Genomic DNA, 20,934 nt, shown 5'->3' on the forward strand with positions numbered 1-20,934 from the left:
CCAGACCGCCTGCCCCTATATTGACCGTGAACGAATCACGATCACGCAGCGAACCCAAGCCAGCCCCTTGTCAGACCAGTTCACCTCCGCCCCCCTGCCCCGTCCCGGCGGCCTCGCCGCGCGCGCCGCCGCGCAGCCTGCGGCCAGCTATCTGCAGGGGCTCAATCCGGAGCAGCGCCAGGCGGTCGAGGCGACCGACGGGCCCGTGCTGGTGCTCGCCGGCGCCGGCACCGGCAAGACCCGCGTGCTCACCACCCGCATCGCCCATCTGATTTCGACGGGCCGCGCCTATCCCTCGCAGATCCTCGCCGTGACCTTCACCAACAAGGCGGCGCGCGAGATGAAGGAGCGCGTCGCAAACCTCGTCGGGCCGGTCGCCGAGGGCATGCCCTGGCTCGGCACCTTCCATTCGATCTCGGCCAAGCTCCTGCGCCGCCATGCGGAGCTGCTCGACCTGCGCTCCGATTTCACCATCCTCGACACCGACGACCAGATCCGCCTGATGAAGCAGGTGATCCAGGCCGAGGGGATCGACGAGAAGCGCTGGCCCGGCCGGATGCTGGCCGGCTTCATCGACAGCTGGAAGAACCGCGGTCTCAGCCCCAAGGACGTGCCGCCGGGCGAGGCCGGCGTCTTCGCCAACGGCAAGGGGGGCAAGCTCTATGCCGCCTATCAGGACCGACTGAAGACGCTGAACGCCGTCGATTTCGGCGATCTCCTGCTGCACTGCCTGACGCTGTTCCGCGAACATCCCGACGTGCTCGCGAGCTATCATGAGCGCTTCCGCTACATCCTGGTCGACGAGTACCAGGACACCAACGTCGCCCAGTATCTCTGGCTGCGCCTCCTGGCACAGGGCCGGCGCAACATCGCCTGCGTCGGCGACGACGACCAGTCGATCTATGGCTGGCGCGGCGCCGAGGTCGACAACATCCTGCGCTTCGAGAACGATTTTCCGGGCGCGGTCGTGGTCCGCCTCGAACGCAATTACCGCTCGACCGGGCATATCCTTGCTACCGCTGCCAAGCTGATCGCCCGCAATGAGGGCCGGCTCGGCAAGACGCTGCGCACCGAGGACGAGGCCGGCGAGAAGGTCACCATCACCGGCGCCTGGGACAGCCAGGAGGAGGCGCGCCTGATCTCGGACGAGATCGAGGCGATGCAGTCCAAGGGCGAGAACCTCGCCGAGGTGGCGATCCTGGTCCGCATCTCCGCGCAGATGCGTGAGATGGAGGAGCGGCTCATCCATGTCGGCGTGCCCTATCGCGTCATCGGCGGCCCGCGCTTCTACGAGCGCGCCGAGATCCGCGACGCCATGGCCTATCTGCGCTGCGTGGTGAGCCCGACCGACGACCTCGCCTTCGAGCGCATCGTCAATGTCCCGAAGCGCGGCCTCGGCGACGCCACCATCCAGATCCTGCACAACCATGCGCGGGCGACCGGCTTCTCGCTGATGCAGTCGGCCCGGGCCATGGTCGAGACCGATGAACTGAAGCCCAAGGCCCGCACCGCGCTCCGCGAACTGGTCGAGGCCTTCGCCCGCTGGTCGGCCCGGACCGAGAGCATGCGCCAGGGCGAGCTCGCGGAGCTCGTGCTGGAGGAGAGCGGCTACACCGAGATGTGGCAGAAGGACCGCTCGGCCGACGCCGCCGGACGGCTGGAGAACCTCAAGGAGCTGGTCCGCTCGCTCGACGAATTTCCCGACCTGCCGGCCTTCCTCGAGCACGTCTCGCTGGTCATGGACGCCGATGGCGGCGAATCCGGCGCGCGCGTCTCGATCATGACCCTGCACGCCGCCAAGGGGCTTGAGTTCGACACCGTCTTCCTGCCCGGCTGGGAGGAAGGGCTCTTCCCCAACCAGCGCGCCCTCGACGAGAGCGGCCGTGCCGGCCTGGAGGAGGAGCGCCGCCTCGCCCATGTCGGCCTGACCCGCGCCCGCAAGCGCTTGAAGCTCTATTTCGCCTCGAACCGGCGCATCCACGGCCTCTGGCAGTCGAGCCTGCCCTCGCGCTTCATCGACGAGTTGCCGGAAGACCATGTCGAGGTCGTCCAGGCGCCGACCGCCTACAGCCAGGGCGGCTACGGCGCCTCGCGCTTCGAGCGCATGGAGAGCTTCGGCTCCTCCTACCAGACGCCGGGCTGGCAGCGGGCGCAGGAGAACAAGGCGAAGTTCAATTCGGGCGGAGGCTCGGGCTTCTCCGATTCCGGCCAGCGCGGATTCGGCGGCAAGCGCGGCCCGCTGATGATCGAGGGCGAGCTGACGGCGAAATCGACCGGCGGCTCAGCCTATGAGCCCGGCGCCCGCGTGTTCCACGTCAAGTTCGGCCCCGGCTCGGTCGCCAGCGTCGACGGCAACAAGCTGACGGTGGATTTCGACAAGGCCGGGCGGAAAATGGTGCTGGACAGCTTCGTGCAGAAGGCGGGGTAGTTTTACATTTTGGAGCAAGCAATGCATGAATCGCCTGCAGCTATAGCGTCGCTAGCCGCCATGCGTGAACTGCTTGTTCTTTTAAAGAACAAAGGCATCCTGAGTTCTAATGAAATTGTAGGCATGCTCAACGCGACTGATCCAAGCATCGCCGCTGAGAACGAATTCGATCAAATGTTGTATAAAGCTTATCTTTGGCTAAAAGAACCGCATTTGGCCGATAGCCTTCTTGAGACGTTGACCAGCCGCAAAGATCCGTAAACTATCGTACTGCGCACCCAATATGCATCACAAGCGCAAACGTCCGAAGAGCGCCCGCGCCGGGTGCCTGCTCTGCAAGCCGCACAAGGCGAATGGCTACTGCGCTGATCACAAGAACATGCAGCACGGCAATCGTCGGCGCTACGAGGGCGGCCGTGATCAATTGCGCTGCGAAGGCTTGGCTGCGCACTGACCCAGCTCGTCATGCTCGCTCTTGTGGCGAGCATCCACGTCTTGACCACCGCGATCGATCAGCGAAGCGAAGACGTGGATGGTCGGGACAAGCCCGACCATGACGGAGAAGGCGGCATTCGAAGCGGGAATAGCCTACCCCTCCTCCCGCTCCCGAAAGACCCGCCGCGCCGCCGAAACCTCGGCATGATAGGTCTCCGCCCAGGTCCAGACCCCGCAGAAGGCCGCGCTGAGCTCGCGGCCGAGCTCCGTCAGCGTGTAGTCGACATGCGGCGGGATCACCGGGTGGACGGTCCTGACCACCAGCCCGTCGCGTTCCATCTCGCGCAGCGTCTTGGTCAGCATCTTCTGGCTGATCCCGCCGACGATCCGCCCGCATTCGGTGAAGCGCAACGTGCCGTGCTCCTCCAGCGCTTCCAGCACCAGCATGGTCCATTTGTCGGCGACCTGCGCGATCACCTGCCGCACCAGCGATTCCACCGCTCTCGAGACCGGCGGAATCTCCTCGCTGCGCTTGTGCATCGTCGCCATCGCCTCGCGGATCGCATGCATGCCGACACTCTCCTTTTGGTGCGTATCGAACCTTTGGGCGCCTTCTTTCCGTTGGAGAGTAGCGACGCCAGCTGATGTCTCGCAACCAGGAAAGGGATCTGCGATGAACATCACCGGCAACACCATCCTTATTACCGGCGGCGGCTCCGGCATCGGCCGGGCACTGGCCGAAGCCCTGCACAAGGCCGGAAACCAGGTCGTCATCGCCGGCCGGCGTGAGGCGCTGCTCAATGAGGTGACCTCAGCCAATCCTGGGATGGAAGCGCTTCTGCTCGACATCCAGGACAAGGACGATGTCGCCGCCTTCGCTCGGCAGGCGGTCGAGAGCTTCCCGGCGCTCAATGTCGTCATCCACAATGCCGGGATCATGCGCAGCGAGGCGGTCGCGACCGGCGATTTCCTCGCTACCGCCGAGGACACCATCGCGACCAATCTGCTCGGGCCGATCCGGCTTACTTCGGCACTGCTGCCGCATCTCCTGAAGCAGCAGCGCGCGGCGATCCTGACCGTATCCTCCGGCCTCGCCTTCGTGCCGCTGGCGACGACGCCGACCTATAGCGCCAGCAAGGCTGCGATCCATTCCTGGTCGATGGCGCTGCGCGAGCAGCTCAAGGCGACCTCGGTAGAGGTCATCGAGATCGCGCCGCCTTACGTCCAGACCGAACTGCTCGGCCCGCAGCAGGCGGTCGATCCGGCGGCCATGCCTCTGGCCGAGTTCATTGCAGAAGTGATGGCGCTGCTCGAAAGCCAGCCGGAAACGGGCGAGATCATCGTCGAGCGTTGCAAGCCGCTGCGCTTCGCCGCCGAGAACGGCCAGGTCGCCGCGATTTTCACTCAGCTGAACGCGCAGCACGGCTGAACGATCGGTTGCCCGTCGTCCCGGGGCGCGCTGCGCCCGGGACGATAGCTGACTGAGCTGCCTCCCAAGCCTGCCTCGAATCTCCAGCCCTCGTCCTGAGGAGGCCCGAAGGGCGTTCCAGCGGACTCCGGAGCCTCCTGGAACATCCTTCGAGACGCCATTCCTTCCGGAATGGCTCCTCAGAATGAGGGCTCAGGGAATTCCCGGTCAGACCCTAAGCCGCCTCGCGCCCGAATTGCAGCGCCGCCAGCCGGGCATAGAGCCCGCCCTTGGCGACGAGGGCGGCATGGGTGCCCTCCTCGACCACCCGGCCCTCCTCCATCACCAGGATACGGTCGGCCGAGAGGATGGTCGCGAGCCGGTGGGCGACGACCAGCGTGGTGCGGCCCTGCATCAGCCGGTCGAGCGCGTCCTGCACGGCGCGCTCGCTCTCGGAATCGAGCGCCGAAGTGGCTTCGTCGAGCAGCAGGATCGGCGCGTCCTTGAGGACGGCGCGGGCGATGGCGAGGCGCTGGCGCTGGCCGCCGGACAGTGTCACGCCGCGCTCGCCGATCACCGTGTCGTAGCCTTCCGGCAAGGCGCGGATGAAATCGTCGGCGGCGGCGAGCTTCGCCGCCTCCTCGATCTCGGCCCGGCTGGCGCCGGGGCGGCCATAGGCGATGTTCTGCGTCACCGAGACGCCGAACACCGTCGGCTCCTGAGGCACCAGCGCGAAGCGGCTGCGCCAGTCCGTCGGGTCGGCCTCCGGCCCGGCGACGCCGTCGACGACGACGCGCCCGGCGAACGGATCGTAGAAGCGCAGCGCCAGTTGCAGCACCGTGCTCTTGCCGGCGCCGGACGGGCCGACCAGCGCGATGCGCTCGCCCGGTCGGACGCTGATATCGAGATCGGCCAAGGCGAGATTCGTCCGCCCGGGATAGCGGAAGGAGACGTTATCGAAGGAGAGCGCCCCGACCGCCGGCTGCGGCATCGGCTTGGGATGGGCGGGGGCCGCGATCGCCGGCTTCGTCGCCAGGATCTCGCCGAGCCGCCCGGCCGCGCCCGCGGCGGCGGAGATGTCGCCATAGACCTCTGAGAGCTGGCCGAGCGAGCTCGCAGCCAGCACCGCATAAAGGACGAACTGCGACAGGCGCCCGCCGCTCATCCGCCCGGCGAAGACCTCGGTCGCACCGGCCCAGAGCACCATCACGACGCTGGCGCTGACCAGGAAGATCGCGAAGCCCGAGAGCCAGGCCCGCGAGCGGGTGGCATCGCGCGAAGCGGCATAGGCATCCTCGGACGCATCCTGGAAGCGCTTCGCCGTGTCGCGCTCGGCCCCGAAGGATTGCATGGTGCGGATCGCGCCGACCGCTTCCGAGGCGAAGGCCGAGGCGTCGGCCAGACGGTCCTGCGCGGCGCGCGAACGCTTGCGCACGGTGCGGCCGGAAAAGACCAGCGGCAGCACGACCAGCGGGATCGCGCCGATCACGATCGCCGAAAGCCGCGGGCTGGTCGCGACCATCATGGCGAGCGCGCCGAGGAACATGATGGCGTTGCGCAGCGCGATCGAGGCCGTCGAGGCGAAGGTCGACTTGATCTGGGTGGTGTCTGCGGTCAGCCGCGAGACGAGATCGCCCGCCCGGCTGGCATCGAAGAAGGCCGGCTCGAGCCGCGTCAGATGCCGGAACACATCGGCGCGCAGATTCGAAACGATGCGCTCACCGACCGTCATGACGAGATAGAATCGCGCCGAGCTCGCCAGCGCCAGCACCGCGACGACGCCGATCAGCAGGGCGAAATAGGAGTTGGCCAGCTGCTGCTCACCGCCGGAAAAGCCGGCATCGATGACCCGTCGGACCGCCAGCGGCAGCGCCAGGGTCGCCCCGGACGCGACGACCAAAGCCAGCAGAGCGAAGGCGATCCGTCGCTTCTGCGCCTTTGCATAGGGCCAGAACGAACGCAGCGCGCTGAAATCCGGGCGCTGCTTGCGGTCTTCCATCACTTCTTTCGCCACTCTCAAATATCCCGAAAAGCTTGCACCGCAGCCAAGGCTGCGCTATGGCCACGCGACTTCACGACAGGCTCGTACGAATTGTTCGAAGAGCCGGCGATGCGCGCCGCGTTCCGGCCGCCCGCTTTTCGAAACTTGAGGAATTCGCCATGAAGACCGGCATTCATCCCGACTACCACACCATCAAGGTCGTCATGACCGATGGCACCGAATACTTCACGCGTTCGACCCTCGGCAAGGAGGGCGACACGCTGAACCTCGACATCGACCCGAAGACCCACCCGGCCTGGACCGGCGGCACCCAGCACATGCTGGATCGTGGCGGCCGCGTCTCGCGCTTCAATTCGCGTTTCGGCGCCCTCGGCGCCCTCGGCAAGAAGTAATTCCCGGTTTTCCGGCCCCAACGGGACCGGATGCTCGAAATCGAAAAGCCCGGCCTCGCGGCCGGGCTTTTTGCATTGCGGCGACGAATGGCCGCGGGCGAATTTGGCCGGATTGGCCGCCGCTGCGCGCCGAGAAGGACGCGCCAGCGCCCCTCGCCCGGCGGCAGGGGTATGCTGGCGCCGGCAGCCTTCACGTCTCAGGATTTGGGAGCGGCTCCGCTCAGCCCTGCAGGGCGAGCCGGGCCTGCAGATTCGCGAGCTGTCCGCGCACCGGGTTGGCCGCCGTCGCAGGAGCCGCCGTCATCTGGGTCTCGATACGGGAAATGCGGTCCTGCAGGCGCATAGAATGGGCGATCAGGTCGCGCAGGCGCTCCGGCAGGCGGGCCGCCTCGGCGCTGGTCGGCTGCAGCATCGACTCGGCGATGCGGACCTTGTTGTTTTCGGTCCGCGCCTGCTCGGCCGTCATCTCGCCCTCGGCGACGGCGCGCTGCACCAGCAACCAGGAAGCGATCTGCATCAGCCGCGTCGTCAGCCGCATGCTCTCGGTCGCATAGATCAGCGAGACCTCGCGCGGCAGGGCCGCCGACTCCTGCCGCCCGTCCCCGTCGAGATAATTCGCCGTCGACTCGACCAAGCCCATGCCCTCGCGAAAGAGCTGCATGAAGGCGTCGGACTTGACGAAGTTGCGCGCGAACGAGATCGCTCCGTCTTCGGCCGGCAGCCTCAGCATGGGGAAATCGGTCATTGCAGCGTCTCCATTCGGCACAATGGCGTGCGTAAGCGGGACGCAGCGCCGGTTCGTGCCAGAAGCCCCGCAAGGATAGCGCCATAGCATTTGTCGCGGCCGCGGTAAGGCCTCGTTAACCTTAATAATGGCAGGTTCACGGCCGCCCTCGCAGCGAGTACCGCTTCGGAAGGCCCGAACAAAAAAGAGCCGCCCCGAAGGCGGCTCGAAGGTCAACAGGGAGGCGTCAAACAGAGTGGGCAGGAGCCACTCGACATCCAGACAAACTGGACGATCAGATTCATACTTTGGAATCGTTAAGGGCCGGTTAATGCCGCGGCCCGCATTGACGCTTCCTCGGCGCCCGCGCGCCTTGCCGCGACAGGCCACACAGCGGGCCAGATCCGGAACGAAAACGTCAGAAATCGGAACGTCGTCCCTGCCCGATCGGCACTCGCGACGGCATGCGCCGGCATCGGCGCGCGCGCCTGCTCGCAGCGATGACCGCTTGTCTTCGAACGATCTTCCGGTCTGCGTCGTGCAGCGCTGCGCGATGGACGTTTTGCGCCGCCACTTCAGGGGTCGGGCGTGCCTTGTCGCTTCAGCCCCGCTTCTGGAAGAAGGCGTCGGCGGCCGAGCGCGAGGCGTTCTTCTTTTCCCTGGCCTCGCGCAGCCGCACGATCTCGGCTTCGAGCAGGACGATGCGCTCCTCGAGCTCCGCGACGGAAAGCTGGGAGAGATCCTGTCCGATCTCATGGGCGCGCCTGGGCGCCGGGCGGTCGTCCTCGAGAAATCCAGCCATCGCAGCCTCGCCTTGCATCGGTTGCGGCGCGCAGACTAGACCATCGGCCGGAAAAATGATGCCTGTTTAAAGACCGAACGCGCGCGGACACCGCGAACGGTTGCGTATGCCAAGGCCGACCGACACCCTACCAGGAGAGCGCCATGACCGCCCTGCCGCAGACCATGACCGCAATCGGCTTCGAGGCGCCAGGCGGCCCGGAGGTCCTGAAGCCGCAGCAGCGCCCTGTGCCGCAACCCGGCCCCGGCGAGGTGCTGGTGGCGGTCGCCATCGCCGGCATCAACCGGCCGGACGTGCTGCAGCGCATGGGCGGCTACGCGCCGCCGCCCGGCGCCTCCGACATTCCGGGCCTCGAGATCGCCGGCACCGTGGTCGGCCTCGGCGAAGGCGCCTCGCGCTTCCGGCTCGGCGACCAGCTCTGCGGCCTCATCGCCGGCGGCGGCTATGCCCAATACGCCGTCGTTCATGAGAGCAACGCCCTGCCGATTCCCGCCGGCCTCTCGATCGAGGAGGCCGGCGCCATCCCCGAGACCTATTTCACCGTCTGGACCAACGTCTTCCAGCGCGGCGGCCTGAAGAGCGGCGAGAGCTTCATGGTCCATGGCGGCACCTCGGGCATCGGCACCACGGCGATCCAGCTCGCCAAGGCTTTCGGTGCGACGGTGCTGGCGACCGCCGGCTCGGAGGAGAAGTGCCGGGCCTGCCGCGAGCTCGGCGCCGACCACGCCATCAACTACCGCAGCGAAGACTTCGTCGCCGCCGCCAAGGCAGCGACGGCCAAGCGTGGCGTCGACCTGATCCTCGACATGGTCGGCGGCGACTATATCAACCGCAACTACGAGGCTGCGGCGGAGAGCGGCCGCATCGTCCAGATCGCCTTCCTCAACGGGCCGAAAGCCGAGGTCAATTTCAGCCGCCTGATGATGAAGCGCCTGACGCATACCGGTTCGACCTTGCGCCCCCGCACGATTCCCGAGAAGGCAGCCATCGCGGCAGAGCTGGAGGCCAAGGTCTGGCCCCTGCTGGCACAGGGGCGCTGCAAGCCGGTGATCCATGCCCGCTTCCCTCTGGCCCAGGCGGCAGAGGCGCATGCGCTGATGGAGAGCAACGCCCATATCGGCAAGATCGTGCTGACGGTCTGAGAATTCGCAGCCGGGCAACTGGCTCGCAGCCCATGGTTTCCATGGACAGCGATCACGGCTTTCCCTATAACGCCGCAATCCTGTTCATCGTCGATGATTTGGATGACCGGCCGGGGCGGCCGGTCGGCGCATGAGAGCTTTTGCCCGCGACACTTCAGGAGACGAGCCCGTGTCTACATCGCCGCTGATGCCGAAGGCCACCGCGGTCTGGCTGGTCGAGAACACCTCCCTGACCTTCGAGCAGATCGCCGAGTTCTGCAAACTCCACCCGCTCGAGGTGCGCGGCATCGCCGATGGCGAAGTCGCCGCCGGCATCAAGGGTCTCGACCCCATCACCTCCGGGCAGCTGACCCGCGAGGAGCTTGAGCGCGCCGCCAAGAACCCGAACCACCACCTCAAGCTCGCCGAGCGCAAGGTCAAGGTGCCGGAGATCAAGCGCGCCAAGGGGCCGCGCTACACCCCGGTGTCGAAGCGCCAGGACCGGCCGAACGCCATCCTCTGGCTGCTGCGCAACCATCCCGAGCTGAAGGACGCGCAGATCATCCGCCTGGTCGGCACCACCAAGTCGACCATCGCGCAGATTCGCGATCGTACCCACTGGAACGCCCAGACGCTCAGCCCGGTCGACCCGGTCAGCCTCGGCCTCGCCTCGCAGATCGACCTCGATTTCGAAGTCGCCCGCGCCGCCAAGGACCGTCCGGCCGCGCTCGCCGCCGAAGCCGGCTCGACCCTGCTCTCGGCCGAGGAGACCACCGCTCCCGAGCCGGTTCCGGCGAGCCAGCCCTTCGCCGACATGAGCAAGCCGAAGCGCGAGGAAGAGGCGGCGATCGACGTCGACTCCGTCTTCGCCAAGCTGAAGCAGATGAAGCGCCCGGTCGACGAGGACGACGACGAGCTCTGAGCTCGACGGAAGTGAAAGCGGGGGCGAGTGACCGTGACGACCGATCTCGCCTTCACCTTCCTCGGGACCGGCGCACCGCCGGTCAGCCTGCGCCGCGCCGGGCCAGCGCATCTCGTCGAGGCCAGCGGGACCAGCGTCCTGATCGATTGCGGCTCCGGCGTCAGCCAGCGCCTCGTCGCTGCCCGCCATGCCGGCGCCCGCATCGACGCGCTGATCGTCACGCATGAGCACTCCGACCATCTGGTCGATTTCTACCAGCTCGTCGTCTCTTCCTGGCATCAGGGCCGAGACCGGCCCTGGCGCGTGCTCGCCCCTGCCCCGGCGCTCGCCAATATGCGCGGGCAATACGAGGCCTTCGCCCGCGAGCGGGCCCTGCGCATCGCCTTCGAGAAGCGCCCGGACGCAACTGGACTAGAAGTCGTCTTCGAAGAGCTGCATGAAGGACCGATCGCCGGCCTCGGCGGCCTTGAGGTCGAAGCCTTCCTGGTCGACCACAAACCCGTCGAACCCGCCTTCGGACTGGCCCTCACGGCGCGTGCAAGCCGCATCGTCTTCTCCGGCGACACCCGGCTGACGCCTTCGTTGGCGCAGGCGGCGCAGGGCTGTGACCTCCTGGTCTGCGAGGTCTTTGTCGACAGCCAGATGCCGGTCGTCGCCGGCGTTCGCTCGGCTGAAACTGTCGCCTCGGTGCAGAGCTATCACATGACGCCGACGGTCGTGGCAGGGCTCGCCTCGCGCTCCGGCGTGAGGGCCCTGGCCCTGACCCATCTCGTCCCGCCCGGCGCCGACACCGCCGCCCTCGCCGGCGAACTCCGCGCCGGCGGCTATGCCGGCCCGCTGATCATCGGCGAGGACCTGATGCGGGTCGAGCTGCCCGGCCGCCTGCTGCGCTGGAACGGCGCGACCGTCGGTTTCTAAGTCTCCGAAGACCGCTCTCGGCCCTCATCCTGAGGAGCTGCTTCGCCAGAAGCAGCCTCTCGAAGGATGTTTCAGAAATCTCCGGAACCATCTGGACCATCCTTCGAGACGCGCCTGCGGCGCTCCTCAGGATGAGGATCCAAGCTCTGGAACTGGTGTGGCTTCAGCCCAGCCCCCGCCCTTTCAGCGCGGTTCCGATCTCGTCCAGAACAGCGAGGTCTTCGATCGTCGCGGGCACCGCATAGTCCTCGCCATCGGCGATCTTCTTCATCGTCGCGCGCAGGATCTTGCCGGAGCGCGTCTTCGGCAGGCGTCCGACGGTGATCGCGATCTTGAAGGCGGCGACCGGGCCGATCTTGTCGCGCACCAGCCCGACCAGCTCCTTCTCGACCTGATCCGGCGCCAGCGTTACCCCCGCCTTGAGCACCACGAAACCGCAGGGCTGTTCGCCCTTCAGCGCATCCTTGATGCCGACCACGGCGCATTCGGCGACGGCCGGGTGCGAGGCCAGCACCTCCTCCATGCCGCCGGTCGAGAGCCGGTGCCCGGCGACATTGATGATGTCGTCCGTGCGTCCCATGATGAAGACATAGCCGTCCTCGTCGATGAAGCCGGCATCCGAGGTGTTGTAGTAGCCGGGGTAGGCCTCGAGATAGGCGCTGCGGAAGCGGGCGTCGTCGTTCCACAGCGTCGGCAGCGCCCCGGGCGGCAGCGGCAGCTTCAGCACGATCGCGCCCATCGTCCCCGCCGTGACCGGCCTTCCGCCCTCGTCGAGGCATTGCACGTCATAGCCCGGCAGAGGCACGCTCGGCGAGCCGTGCTTGATCGGCAGCAGGCCGAGCCCGACGGGATTGCCGACGATGCAGGAGCCGGTCTCGGTCTGCCACCAATGGTCGACGACCGGCACCTTCAGCACCTCCTCCGCCCACTTCAGCGTGTCGGGATCGGCCCGCTCGCCGGCGAGGAAGAGCGTGCGGAACTGCGAGAGGTCGTAGGTCTTGAGATAGGTCGCCTGCGGATCCTCCTTGCGGATGGCGCGGAAGGCGGTCGGCGCGGTGAACATCGCCACGACCTTGTACTCCGAGATCACCCGCCAGAAGGCGCCGGGATCGGGCGTGCCGACCGGCTTGCCTTCATAGAGGATCGAGGTCGCGCCCTGCAGCAGCGGGCCGTAGACGATGTAGCTGTGGCCGACGACCCAGCCGACATCCGAAGCGGTGAACATCACCTCGCCGGGCCGGACGTCGTAGAGCTGGCTCATGGTCGCGAGCAGCATGACCATGTGCCCGCCATTGTCGCGGACCACGCCCTTGGGCTTGCCCGTCGTGCCCGAGGTGTAGAGCACATAGAGCGGATCGGTCGCGGCGACCTCGACGCACTCCGCCTTGCGGTCGTTGGCGCGGGCGACGGCGACGAGCGTGCGCCAGTTCTTGTCGCGGCTGACATGCATGGAGGCGTCGACCTGCGGCCGCTGAAGCACGAGGCAGGCATCCGGCTTGTGGCTGGCGAGATCGATCGCGGCGTCGAGCAACGGCTTGTATTCGACCACGCGCGTCGGCTCGATGCCGCAGGTCGCGGTCAGGATCAGCTTGGGCTTGGCGTCATCGATACGCGTCGCCAGCTCCTTGGCGGCGAAGCCGCCGAACACCACCGAATGCACGGCGCCGATCCGGGCACAGGCCAGCATGGCGAAGGCCGCTTCCGGGATCATCGGCATGTAGATGATGACGCGGTCGCCCTTGCCGACGCCCTGGTCCTGCAGCACGGCGGCGAGCGTCGCGACCTCGTCGAGCATCTGCGCGTAGCTGTAGGTCGCCTTGGTCCCTGTGACCGGGCTGTCATAGATCAGCGCCGCCTGTTCGCCCCTGCCATCGCGCACATGCCGGTCGAGGGCGTTGAAGCAGGTGTTGCAGCTCGCATCCGGGAACCAGCGCCCATAGATGCCGGCCTTGGCATCGAAGATCTGCTGCGGCGGCCTGATCCACTCGATCCCCCCGGCAATCCCGCGCCAGTAGCCCTCCGGGTCGCGCTGCCAGGCGGCATAGGCTTCGGCATAGCGGCTTGCATGGCTGGCAGTCATGAAATGCGTTCCTCTTCGCCGGATTTTCGGCCTAGAGCTTGGCTCCGGGCGGGCCGTCTGGGGGCCGGTTTTGGCGCGGGGGATCGTGCCCACTCTCTCCCCTCCGGCGCAAGCGCCCGGATGTCAGACTTTCAGCGCACCCCGTATGGGACGCGCTGCACCCGCCGGCCGCCCGGCCGCAGCTGTCGGTAGGCCATGAACTTCGCCCCATGAACTTCGATCTCACCTTCTTCGCCGTCATGGTCCCGGCCGTCATCCTGATGGGCCTGTCCAAGGGCGGCTTTTCGGGTCTCGGCCTGCTCTCGCTCCCCCTGATGGCGCTGATCGTCTCGCCGGTGCAGGCCGCCGCGATCATGCTGCCGATCCTGATCATCCAGGACGTCGTCACCGTCTGGTCCTATCGCCACGAATTCGATCGACGGAATCTCGCGACCCTGATCCCAGGCATGCTGCTCGGTGTCCTCGCCGGCTATCTCCTGGCGGCAAAGGTCTCCGACGCTGTGGTCGGTTTCGCGGTCGGGGTGATCTCGATCGGCTTCGCGCTTCGGCGCCTGCTTGGCGGCAAGGCCGCATCTGCACCCGTGACCAAGGCGAACTATGGGGCCGGCAGCTTCTGGGGCGTGATCTGTGGCTTCACCAGCATGATCGCCCATGCCGGCGGTCCGCCCTTCCAGATCTACGTGATGCCGCAGCGCCTGCCGCCGGCGGTCTTCGTCGGCACCGGCGCGCTGTTCTTCGCGCTGATGAACTGGATCAAGGTGCTGCCCTATTTCATCCTGGGCCAGTTCAGCCCGCAGAACCTCACCGCCTCGGCCGTGCTCTTCCCGGTCGCGATCCTCTCCACCCTCGCCGGCGTCTGGCTGGTCCGGCGCGTCCCGGCCGAGCGCTTCTACACCCTGATCTACTGGCTGCTGGTCGCGGTCGGGGTGAAGCTTGTCTATGAGGGCCTGCGGCCGCTCTTCGGCTGAGCGGCCTCCCCGCCCCCACTTTCCGAGCCGGACATTGCGCCGCATCGGCAAAAGGGATGGATTACATGGCTGCGCCGCGGCGGCTAAAGCTGCGGCGACTTTCCGGCAGAAGAGCGCCCCGATGACCGCATCGCCCTACGATACCGATCTCGACCGCAACCCCGCGAACTTCCAGCCGCTGTCGCCGCTGCCTTTCCTGGAACGGGCGGCGAGCGTCTTCCCGGAGCGGAACGCCGTGATCCATGGCCCGCTGCGCCGCAACTATGCCGAGCTCTATGCCCGCACCCGCCGGCTCGCCTCGGCACTGGCGAAGCACGGCATCGGCAAGAACGACACCGTCGCGGCGATGCTGCCGAACACGCCGGCCATGCTCGAATGCCATTACGGCGTGCCGATGTGCGGCGCCGTCCTCAACACGCTCAACACCCGCCTCGACGCGGCGATCATCGCCTTCTCGCTCGACCATGGCGGCGCCAAGGTGTTGATCGCCGACCGGGAGTTCTCGAAGACGGTCAAGGAGGCGCTGGCGCTCTGCAAGGTGAAGCCGCTGGTCATCGACTATGACGACCCGGTCTATGACGGCCCGGGCGAGCGCCTCGGCAGCGTCGAATACGAGGACTTCGTCGCGCAGGGCGATCCCGATTTCGATTGGGTCATGCCATCCGACGAATGGGACGCGATCGCGCTGAACTACACCTCCGGCACCACGGGCGATCCCAAGGGCGTGGTCTACCACCATCGCGGCGCCAACCTGCTTGCGACCTCGAACGTGCTCACCGGCGGCATGGGCCGACATCCGGTCTATCTCTGGACTCTGCCGATGTTCCACTGCAATGGCTGGTGCTTCCCCTGGACGATCTCGCTGCTCGCCGGCACCCATGTCTGCCTGCGCCAGGTCCGCGCCAAGGCGATGTACGACGCGCTCGCCGACCATGGCGTCACCCATATGTGCGGCGCACCGATCGTCATGTCGGCGCTGCTCAACGCGCCCGCCGAAGAGCGCCGTAGCTTCGCTCAGAAGGTGAACTTCTTCACAGCGGCCGCGCCGCCGCCGGAAGCCGTGCTCGCCGGCATGGCGCAGGCCGGCTTTTCGGTGGTTCATCTCTACGGCCTGACCGAGGTCTACGGCCCCGCCGTCGTCAACGAATGGAATAGCGACTGGGACGCGCTGCCGGCCTCCGAGCAGGCAGCGCTGAAGGCCCGCCAAGGCGTGCGCTACCCGGCCCTGGAAGGGCTCGACGTGCTCGCCCCCGAGACGATGAAGCCGGTCCCGCGCGACGGCCAGACTCTCGGCGAGGTGATGTTCCGCGGCAATGTCGTGATGAAGGGCTATCTCAAGAACCCGAAGTCGACCGCGGCCGCCTTCGAGGGCGGCTGGTTCCATTCCGGCGATCTCGGTGTCATCCACCCCGATGGCTACATCCAGCTCAAGGACCGCTCCAAGGACATCATCATCTCCGGCGGCGAGAACATCTCCTCGATCGAGGTCGAGGACGCGCTCTACAAGCACCCTTCGGTGCAGGCGGCGGCGGTCGTCGCCCGGCCCGACGAGAAATGGGGCGAGACGCCCTGCGCCTTCGTCGAGCTCAAGCCCGGCAAGACCGCGACGCAGGACGAGATCATCGCCTGGTGCAAGACCCTGCTCGCCTCCTTCAAATGCCCGAAGACCGTGGTCTTCACCGAGGTCCCCAAGACCTCGACCGGCAAGATCCAGAAGTTCAAGCTGCGCGAGATGGCGCGGGCGCTGTAGCGCCCCGCCGCACGGCACCGAGAGGCTGCCGTGATGCTCACCACTTCACGCCCAGAGGCGCTACCCCCTCGTGGGAAGGGAACAGCGGCAGGACCTCTTCGGCGAGCTCCTGAATGATCTCCGCGGCCGGGCGCGCGGCGAACTGCATGCCGAGCGCGCCGTGATTGACGCCGGCCTCCCGCCACTCGCCGAGCAGGTCGATCAAGCCATTGCGCCCGGTCCTCAGGACAAAGCCGCCCTGCATCGGCGTTCTCGGGAAATGCGGGTCGTCGACGAGGTCGAGCCATTCATTCGTCACATGCGGCCGGAAGCCGCCGTCCGGGACGAGATCACGCCAGGCCTTGATCTTCTGCGCGAGTTGGCGTGGTCCTTCCGGCGTGTGCGTCGCATGCGGATAGGTCAGCCAGCCATCGGCGTGTTCGGCCACCCATGACAGCGGCTGCCGACTTGAGCCGGTGACGAGGAGCGGAATGCCGCCGGCGGCCGCCTTGGGTAGAAAATCGACGCCGTTCATGTGCCCCAGCGGCGAGACGATGGAGGGCTGGCCGGGTCCGACCAGCTTCCGGAAGTATGTCACCGCCTCGGCGAAGCGTTCCCCGCGCGTCTCGCCATCGATGCCATAGGCCGGAAACTCCACCGGCCGATCGCCCGAGGCGATGCCGAGGACCAGGCGCCCGCCGGACAGATGATCGATCGTCGTCGCCATTTTGGCGAGATCGATCGGATGGCGCAGCGAGAAGATCGCGCTGCCGGTCGCCAGAGCCGTACGCTCCGTTCGCGCGGCGAGGTAGGCGAGATAGGAGAACGGATCGAAGACCTGGCCGGCATCGCCGAAACCGGGGTCGAACAGCGGCACGTCGCGAACCCAGACGGCCGCGAAACCACGCCGGTCGATATCTGCGACGAGCTCGGCCTGTCCCTCGAGAACACGCATGTCGCCCTGGAAGAAGCGCAGCGGCAGGAAAATTCCAAGCGTGAGCTGGCCCGGCGCGAACATCCGGCGATAACCGGGATGCCTCGCAAAAGCCTCTGAGGACGCGCCGCTATGGCTTTTCCCGGACGAGACGGGCCTTGTGGCGATGTTCATGGGATCAACCTCTTCGGAAGGGCTCACGGGCCTGTTGCCGGGGCGGGAAGCGCGATGCCCCGCTGAACCGCCGGGCGCTCGGCGACGCGCTCGTGCCAGCGGAAGAGATTCCGGTGGTGGGAGAAGCTGAAGCCGCAGATCGCCGCGATATGGGTCCAGCCGAAGGTCGCAATGTCGGCGACCGAATACTCGTCGCCAGCGAGCCAGGAGACACCGGCCAGCCGCGCGTCGAGCGTCGAAAAGGCCTCCTCCGTCAGGCGCCGGTAGCGTTCGACGGCCGCCGGCAGCTTCTCCTCGGCGAACATCTCGAAATGGACGCGCTGGCCGAGCAACGGCCCCATGCTCGCTGCATGGAACTGAAGCCACTTGATCGCCTCCCAGCGTGCCTTCGTCCCTTGCGGCAGCAATCGGCCGGTCTTGTCGGCGAGATAGAACAGGATCGCCGCGGATTCGAACAAGGTGACGCCGGTGTCGTCATCCGTGATGACCGGGATTCGTCCGTGCGGGTTGAGCGCCAGGAATTCGGGCCGCCGATGCGCACCATCGTCGATTTTCACATGGTGCAGACGGTAGGGCAGCGCCAGTTCTTCGAGTGCGATCGTCGCCTTGAAGCCGTTGGGCGAGGAGTCCGTATAGAGGTCGATCATCTCATGCTTTCTGCCGGCAGCTCTGCGGCGCCGGTTTCATCGGATTTGGGTGAAGGCGAGCGACGGCACCGACGAAGCGATCGGAGAGCCTCGCCACCAGAAGCGAGACCTGCTAAATCTCTTGCGCCCCTTGTTCGGATAGGTATCGAAACAAGGGAAGACCTTGAAACGACGATATCTGTGCTTAGAATTTAGCCAGACTACATTATGAACCCCGTCCTCCCGCTCCTTGCGCTACGCGCATTCGCCGAGACCGGCCGCCACGGCAGCGTCAAGCGCGCGGCCGAGGCGATGGGCGTCACCTCCGGCGCGGTCAGCCAGCAGATCCGGCAACTGGAGGAGAGGGTTGGCGTCACGCTGTTCACGCGTACGCGCTATGGCGTGCAGCTGACGGAGGCTGGCGCCAAGGTCCACCCCGCCCTGCTGAGAGCGTTCGAACAGATCGGAAGCAGCCTGGAGGCCCTGGAGGCGATCAGCGCCCGCCAGACCCTCACGGTCAGCACGGTTCCCTCGTTCGCAGCCTCCTGGCTGGTGCCGCGTCTTGGCCGCTTCAACCGCGAGCACCCTGGCATCGAAATTCGTGTCGAGGCGACGCCCGGCCTTGTCGACCATCGCCGGGACAGGGTCGACATTGCGATCCGGCACGGGTTGGGCAGCTATCCCGGCCTGATCTCGGAGCATCTGATGGCCCCGGTGTTCCTGCCCGTCGCAAGCCCGGCTCTGCTGGCGGAAGGGCCGCCAATCCGCGAACCCGCCGACTGCCTCGCCTATCCCCTGCTTCAGGATTCCGACCGGGCCGACTGGCCCCTCTGGTTCAAGGCGCTGTGTGTGACGGACGACCCACGCGCCGAGCGTGGCCCGTCCTTCGACGATGACTTCCTGCTGATCCGCGCGGCCGAAGCCGGCCAAGGCCTGGCCTTGGTACGCGATATCTATGCGCGGCAGGAGATCGCCGCGGGCCGCCTCGCTCTGGCGCTCGACCAGCCATGGCCGACCGCCTTCGCCTATTATGTCGTGACACTGCCCGACGCGGCGGGCCGCCAGCCGCTCGCTGCGTTCATCGATTGGCTGAAGCGCGAGGCGTCAGGCGGCTGAGCGGTTTCCGGGCGGCATCGCCGTCTCCTGCGCGGCGGCGCTGGGATGGCACCGCGGCGACGGCCGTCGCGCGCTGCGGGAACTGTCGCGGGCGCCGCCCGCGAAGGGCAGAGCGGACGCCTGGCAAGGACCGAAGCTAGCCGCCCATGTTCTTGGCGCGGTAGTAGGCGACGAGGGCATTGGCGTGCCCATGCCCCAGGCCATGCTCCGACTTGAGCATGGTGACCATTTCCCCGTGCTTCTTGTCTTGCGAGGCGGCCAGGATCGCGAACCAGTGATCGACCGGCTGCCCATAGGTCTTTTCGATCGAGGGGAAATACGAAGCCGGGCCTTTTACCTTCTCGGTGGTCATCAAACGCTCCTTCTCTGCCGATCTTGCACCCGTGATGCCGGAGCCTTGCGGCGCAAGGCAAACGAGATGGCCGCGCCCTCGGGCCCGACCATCCCTGAACAATCCGTCTCAGAGTCTGACCAGCATCTTGCCGGTATTGGCGCCCTTGAAGAGGCCGATAAAGGCGTCCGGCGCGCTTTCGAGCCCGTCATGGACGGTCTCGCGCAGCTTCACCTTTCCCTGCCTGATCCAATCGCCCATCGCCGCGGTGAACTCGGGGAAGACAGCGACATGGTCCGAGGCGATCAGCCCCTGGAGGCTGATCCGCTTTTCGATCGCCAGGAAGATGTTGGCCGGCCCCTTCGCCCCGCCTTCCGCGTTATAGCCGGCGATCATGCCGCACAGGACGAAGCGGGCATGGTCGTTCGCCTGCGCCAGCGCCGCCTCCAGATGATCGCCGCCAACATTGTCGAAATAGATGTCGATGCCTTCCGGGGCCGCCTCGGCCAGGGCTGCGGCGAGATCGCTCGTCTCGCGGTAGTTCACCACCGCATCGACACCGACCTCGTTCAAGAGCCACTCGGCCTTGTCGCGCGAGCCGACCGAGGCGACGACGCGCAGCCCCAGTAATTTCGCGATCTGGGCAACCGTGCTGCCGACCGCGCCGCTCGCCGCCGAAACGAAGATCGTTTCGCCAGCCTTCGCCCTGGCGATCCGGACGAGCCCGACATAGGCGGTGAGGCCGGGAAAGCCGAGCGCTCCGAGATAGGTTTGCGGTGCGATGCCATCCGCCGCGATCTTCGTGACTGCCCCGCGGTTCAGCACGGCATGCTCCCGCCAACCGGCGAAGTGGACGACCTGATCGCCGATGGCGAAGGCCGGATCGGCGCTCTCCTCGACGATGCCGACCGCAGCGCCCTCGAGAACGGCATCGAGCCGGAAGGGCGCGATATAGCTTTTGCGGTCGACCATGCGGCCGCGCATGTAAGGATCGACCGACATCCAGGTGTTGCGGACCAGTATCTCGCCGGCGGCTACAGAAGGCAGCACGGTCTCGACGATCGCAAAGGCCTCGCGCGTCGGCACTCCGGCCGGGCGGCTCTTCAGATGGATTTCACGCGTACGGGTTGTCATGGTCTTTGACCTTTCGACTTGGGGAGTTGTTCAGGCGGCGATCAGGGCGCGGCAGGGCAGCGACGCGCCAAGCGTGAATGCGGTGGCGAGGTCACGTTCGCGGGCCGCCGGATCGGCTCCCTCGACCTCCAGGAACAGATGCGTCGCCACGTCCTCGATGCCGCTGAAATGGAAGACGCCGTGCTCGATCTGGGCGGTGATCGCTGCGCGATAACCATGTTTGTCATAGGCGCGCGGCCCGGCACCGCCCGTTGCGATCAGGCGTACGGACTTGCCCGCCAGCGGCTTCGGCGACACCGCCGTCTCGAAAGCCCAGCCCTTGGTGAAGACCCGGTCGATCCAGCCCTTCAGCACGGCGGGTAGCGACCACCAGTAGATCGGGAAGGCCAGGATGACGACGTCCGCCGCCTCGATGCGGTGCTGCTCGCGGCGGACATCGTCGGGCACCGGACCGATGCCGCGATAGAGCGCCAGGTCCTCCGCCCGCAGGCGTGGGTCGAAGCCGATCGCGAGCAGGTCCAGCCACTCCGTCTCGACCTCACGGCAGGCGCCCAGGCCGTCGACATAAAGCTCGGCCAGTTTCGCCGCGAAGGATCTGCCGCGCGGCTCGGCTGTAACAATCAGGACCTTCATCTGCGTGCCCCATCGGTTTCGATGGAGCTAGAAAATCATCTGACTGATCGATATTAT

At 66.7% G+C, this 20,934-nt stretch carries 20 protein-coding genes; 10 read left to right on the top strand and 10 right to left on the bottom strand.

What is annotated here, in order from left to right; translation table 11 throughout:
- Nucleotides 1-67: 67 nt before the first annotated feature.
- Together RKE40_RS13105 and RKE40_RS13110 are read left to right on the top strand one after the other, a co-directional pair.
- Nucleotides 68-2,428: a UvrD-helicase domain-containing protein gene (locus RKE40_RS13105; RefSeq protein WP_390893355.1), complete on the top strand. Its 2,361-nt coding sequence runs from the start codon at nt 68-70 to the stop codon at nt 2,426-2,428.
- Between the two features lie 21 nt (nt 2,429-2,449).
- Entirely contained in the window at nt 2,450-2,689 is a 240-nt protein-coding gene (locus RKE40_RS13110; RefSeq protein ID WP_316018680.1) for a hypothetical protein, read from the top strand.
- Nucleotides 2,690-3,016: 327 nt separating this feature from the next.
- On the opposite strand, the gene RKE40_RS13115 is transcribed toward RKE40_RS13110, so the two are convergent.
- Nucleotides 3,017-3,412 carry a winged helix-turn-helix transcriptional regulator gene (locus RKE40_RS13115; protein WP_316018765.1) on the bottom strand — a complete coding sequence of 132 codons (396 nt, stop codon included), beginning with the start codon at nt 3,410-3,412 and terminating at the stop codon, nt 3,017-3,019.
- Nucleotides 3,413-3,536: 124 nt separating this feature from the next.
- On the opposite strand from RKE40_RS13115, the gene RKE40_RS13120 reads away from it, so the two are divergent.
- Nucleotides 3,537-4,292, top strand: coding sequence for an SDR family oxidoreductase (locus RKE40_RS13120; protein ID WP_316018681.1), 756 nt, complete (start codon nt 3,537-3,539; stop codon nt 4,290-4,292).
- A gap of 214 nt (nt 4,293-4,506) precedes the next feature.
- On the opposite strand, the gene RKE40_RS13125 is transcribed toward RKE40_RS13120, so the two are convergent.
- Entirely contained in the window at nt 4,507-6,270 is a 1,764-nt protein-coding gene (locus RKE40_RS13125) for an ABC transporter transmembrane domain-containing protein (RefSeq protein WP_316018766.1), read from the bottom strand.
- A gap of 161 nt (nt 6,271-6,431) precedes the next feature.
- On the opposite strand from RKE40_RS13125, the gene rpmE reads away from it, so the two are divergent.
- Nucleotides 6,432-6,665, top strand: a complete 234-nt coding sequence (rpmE, locus tag RKE40_RS13130) for a 50S ribosomal protein L31 (RefSeq protein ID WP_066471911.1) — start codon at nt 6,432-6,434, stop codon at nt 6,663-6,665.
- Nucleotides 6,666-6,885: 220 nt separating this feature from the next.
- Here the strand turns inward: rpmE and rcdA are convergent, their stop codons facing one another.
- Nucleotides 6,886-7,410, bottom strand: coding sequence for a protease adaptor protein RcdA (gene rcdA, locus RKE40_RS13135; RefSeq protein ID WP_316018682.1), 525 nt, complete (start codon nt 7,408-7,410; stop codon nt 6,886-6,888).
- 580 nt (nt 7,411-7,990) lie between these two features.
- Complete coding sequence (locus tag RKE40_RS13140; RefSeq protein WP_316018683.1) at nt 7,991-8,191, bottom strand: DUF1192 domain-containing protein; 201 nt, start codon at nt 8,189-8,191, stop codon at nt 7,991-7,993.
- Nucleotides 8,192-8,334: 143 nt separating this feature from the next.
- Between RKE40_RS13140 and RKE40_RS13145 the strand changes: the two genes are divergently transcribed.
- The 3 genes from RKE40_RS13145 to RKE40_RS13155 all read left to right on the top strand — a co-directional run bounded on the left by RKE40_RS13145 (nt 8,335) and on the right by RKE40_RS13155 (nt 11,152).
- On the top strand, nt 8,335-9,333 hold the full coding sequence (locus tag RKE40_RS13145) for an NAD(P)H-quinone oxidoreductase (RefSeq protein WP_316018684.1): 999 nt from the start codon (nt 8,335-8,337) through the stop codon (nt 9,331-9,333).
- A 169-nt stretch (nt 9,334-9,502) separates the two neighbouring features.
- Nucleotides 9,503-10,234, top strand: a complete 732-nt coding sequence (locus RKE40_RS13150) for a DUF1013 domain-containing protein (RefSeq protein WP_316018685.1) — start codon at nt 9,503-9,505, stop codon at nt 10,232-10,234.
- Nucleotides 10,235-10,267: 33 nt separating this feature from the next.
- On the top strand, nt 10,268-11,152 hold the full coding sequence (locus tag RKE40_RS13155) for an MBL fold metallo-hydrolase (protein WP_316018686.1): 885 nt from the start codon (nt 10,268-10,270) through the stop codon (nt 11,150-11,152).
- A gap of 163 nt (nt 11,153-11,315) precedes the next feature.
- Here the strand turns inward: RKE40_RS13155 and RKE40_RS13160 are convergent, their stop codons facing one another.
- Nucleotides 11,316-13,232: a propionyl-CoA synthetase gene (locus RKE40_RS13160; RefSeq protein ID WP_316018687.1), complete on the bottom strand. Its 1,917-nt coding sequence runs from the start codon at nt 13,230-13,232 to the stop codon at nt 11,316-11,318.
- Nucleotides 13,233-13,441: 209 nt separating this feature from the next.
- On the opposite strand from RKE40_RS13160, the gene RKE40_RS13165 reads away from it, so the two are divergent.
- Together RKE40_RS13165 and RKE40_RS13170 are read left to right on the top strand one after the other, a co-directional pair.
- Complete coding sequence (locus RKE40_RS13165) at nt 13,442-14,200, top strand: sulfite exporter TauE/SafE family protein (protein ID WP_316018688.1); 759 nt, start codon at nt 13,442-13,444, stop codon at nt 14,198-14,200.
- Between the two features lie 121 nt (nt 14,201-14,321).
- Nucleotides 14,322-15,950 carry an acyl-CoA synthetase gene (locus tag RKE40_RS13170; protein ID WP_316018689.1) on the top strand — a complete coding sequence of 543 codons (1,629 nt, stop codon included), beginning with the start codon at nt 14,322-14,324 and terminating at the stop codon, nt 15,948-15,950.
- A gap of 37 nt (nt 15,951-15,987) precedes the next feature.
- Here the strand turns inward: RKE40_RS13170 and RKE40_RS13175 are convergent, their stop codons facing one another.
- Both RKE40_RS13175 and RKE40_RS13180 read right to left on the bottom strand, forming a co-directional pair.
- Entirely contained in the window at nt 15,988-17,037 is a 1,050-nt protein-coding gene (locus RKE40_RS13175) for an LLM class oxidoreductase (RefSeq protein WP_316018690.1), read from the bottom strand.
- Between the two features lie 23 nt (nt 17,038-17,060).
- Nucleotides 17,061-17,684 (bottom strand): glutathione S-transferase family protein, encoded by a 624-nt coding sequence (locus RKE40_RS13180; RefSeq protein WP_316018691.1) that lies wholly within the window; start codon nt 17,682-17,684, stop codon nt 17,061-17,063.
- A 207-nt stretch (nt 17,685-17,891) separates the two neighbouring features.
- On the opposite strand from RKE40_RS13180, the gene gcvA reads away from it, so the two are divergent.
- Nucleotides 17,892-18,779, top strand: coding sequence for a transcriptional regulator GcvA (gcvA, locus tag RKE40_RS13185; RefSeq protein WP_316018692.1), 888 nt, complete (start codon nt 17,892-17,894; stop codon nt 18,777-18,779).
- A gap of 136 nt (nt 18,780-18,915) precedes the next feature.
- Here gcvA and RKE40_RS13190 read toward each other — a convergent pair whose 3' ends face one another.
- The 3 genes from RKE40_RS13190 to RKE40_RS13200 all read right to left on the bottom strand — a co-directional run bounded on the left by RKE40_RS13190 (nt 18,916) and on the right by RKE40_RS13200 (nt 20,877).
- Complete coding sequence (locus RKE40_RS13190) at nt 18,916-19,131, bottom strand: DUF4287 domain-containing protein (RefSeq protein ID WP_316018693.1); 216 nt, start codon at nt 19,129-19,131, stop codon at nt 18,916-18,918.
- Nucleotides 19,132-19,239: 108 nt separating this feature from the next.
- Complete coding sequence (locus RKE40_RS13195; protein ID WP_316018694.1) at nt 19,240-20,244, bottom strand: NADP-dependent oxidoreductase; 1,005 nt, start codon at nt 20,242-20,244, stop codon at nt 19,240-19,242.
- A 30-nt stretch (nt 20,245-20,274) separates the two neighbouring features.
- Entirely contained in the window at nt 20,275-20,877 is a 603-nt protein-coding gene (locus tag RKE40_RS13200; RefSeq protein WP_316018695.1) for an NAD(P)H-dependent oxidoreductase, read from the bottom strand.
- Nucleotides 20,878-20,934 lie beyond the last annotated feature (57 nt).

The sequence above is a fragment of the Allobosea rubneri genome (genome assembly GCF_032464875.1).
GTDB lineage: Bacteria > Pseudomonadota > Alphaproteobacteria > Rhizobiales > Beijerinckiaceae > Allobosea > Allobosea rubneri.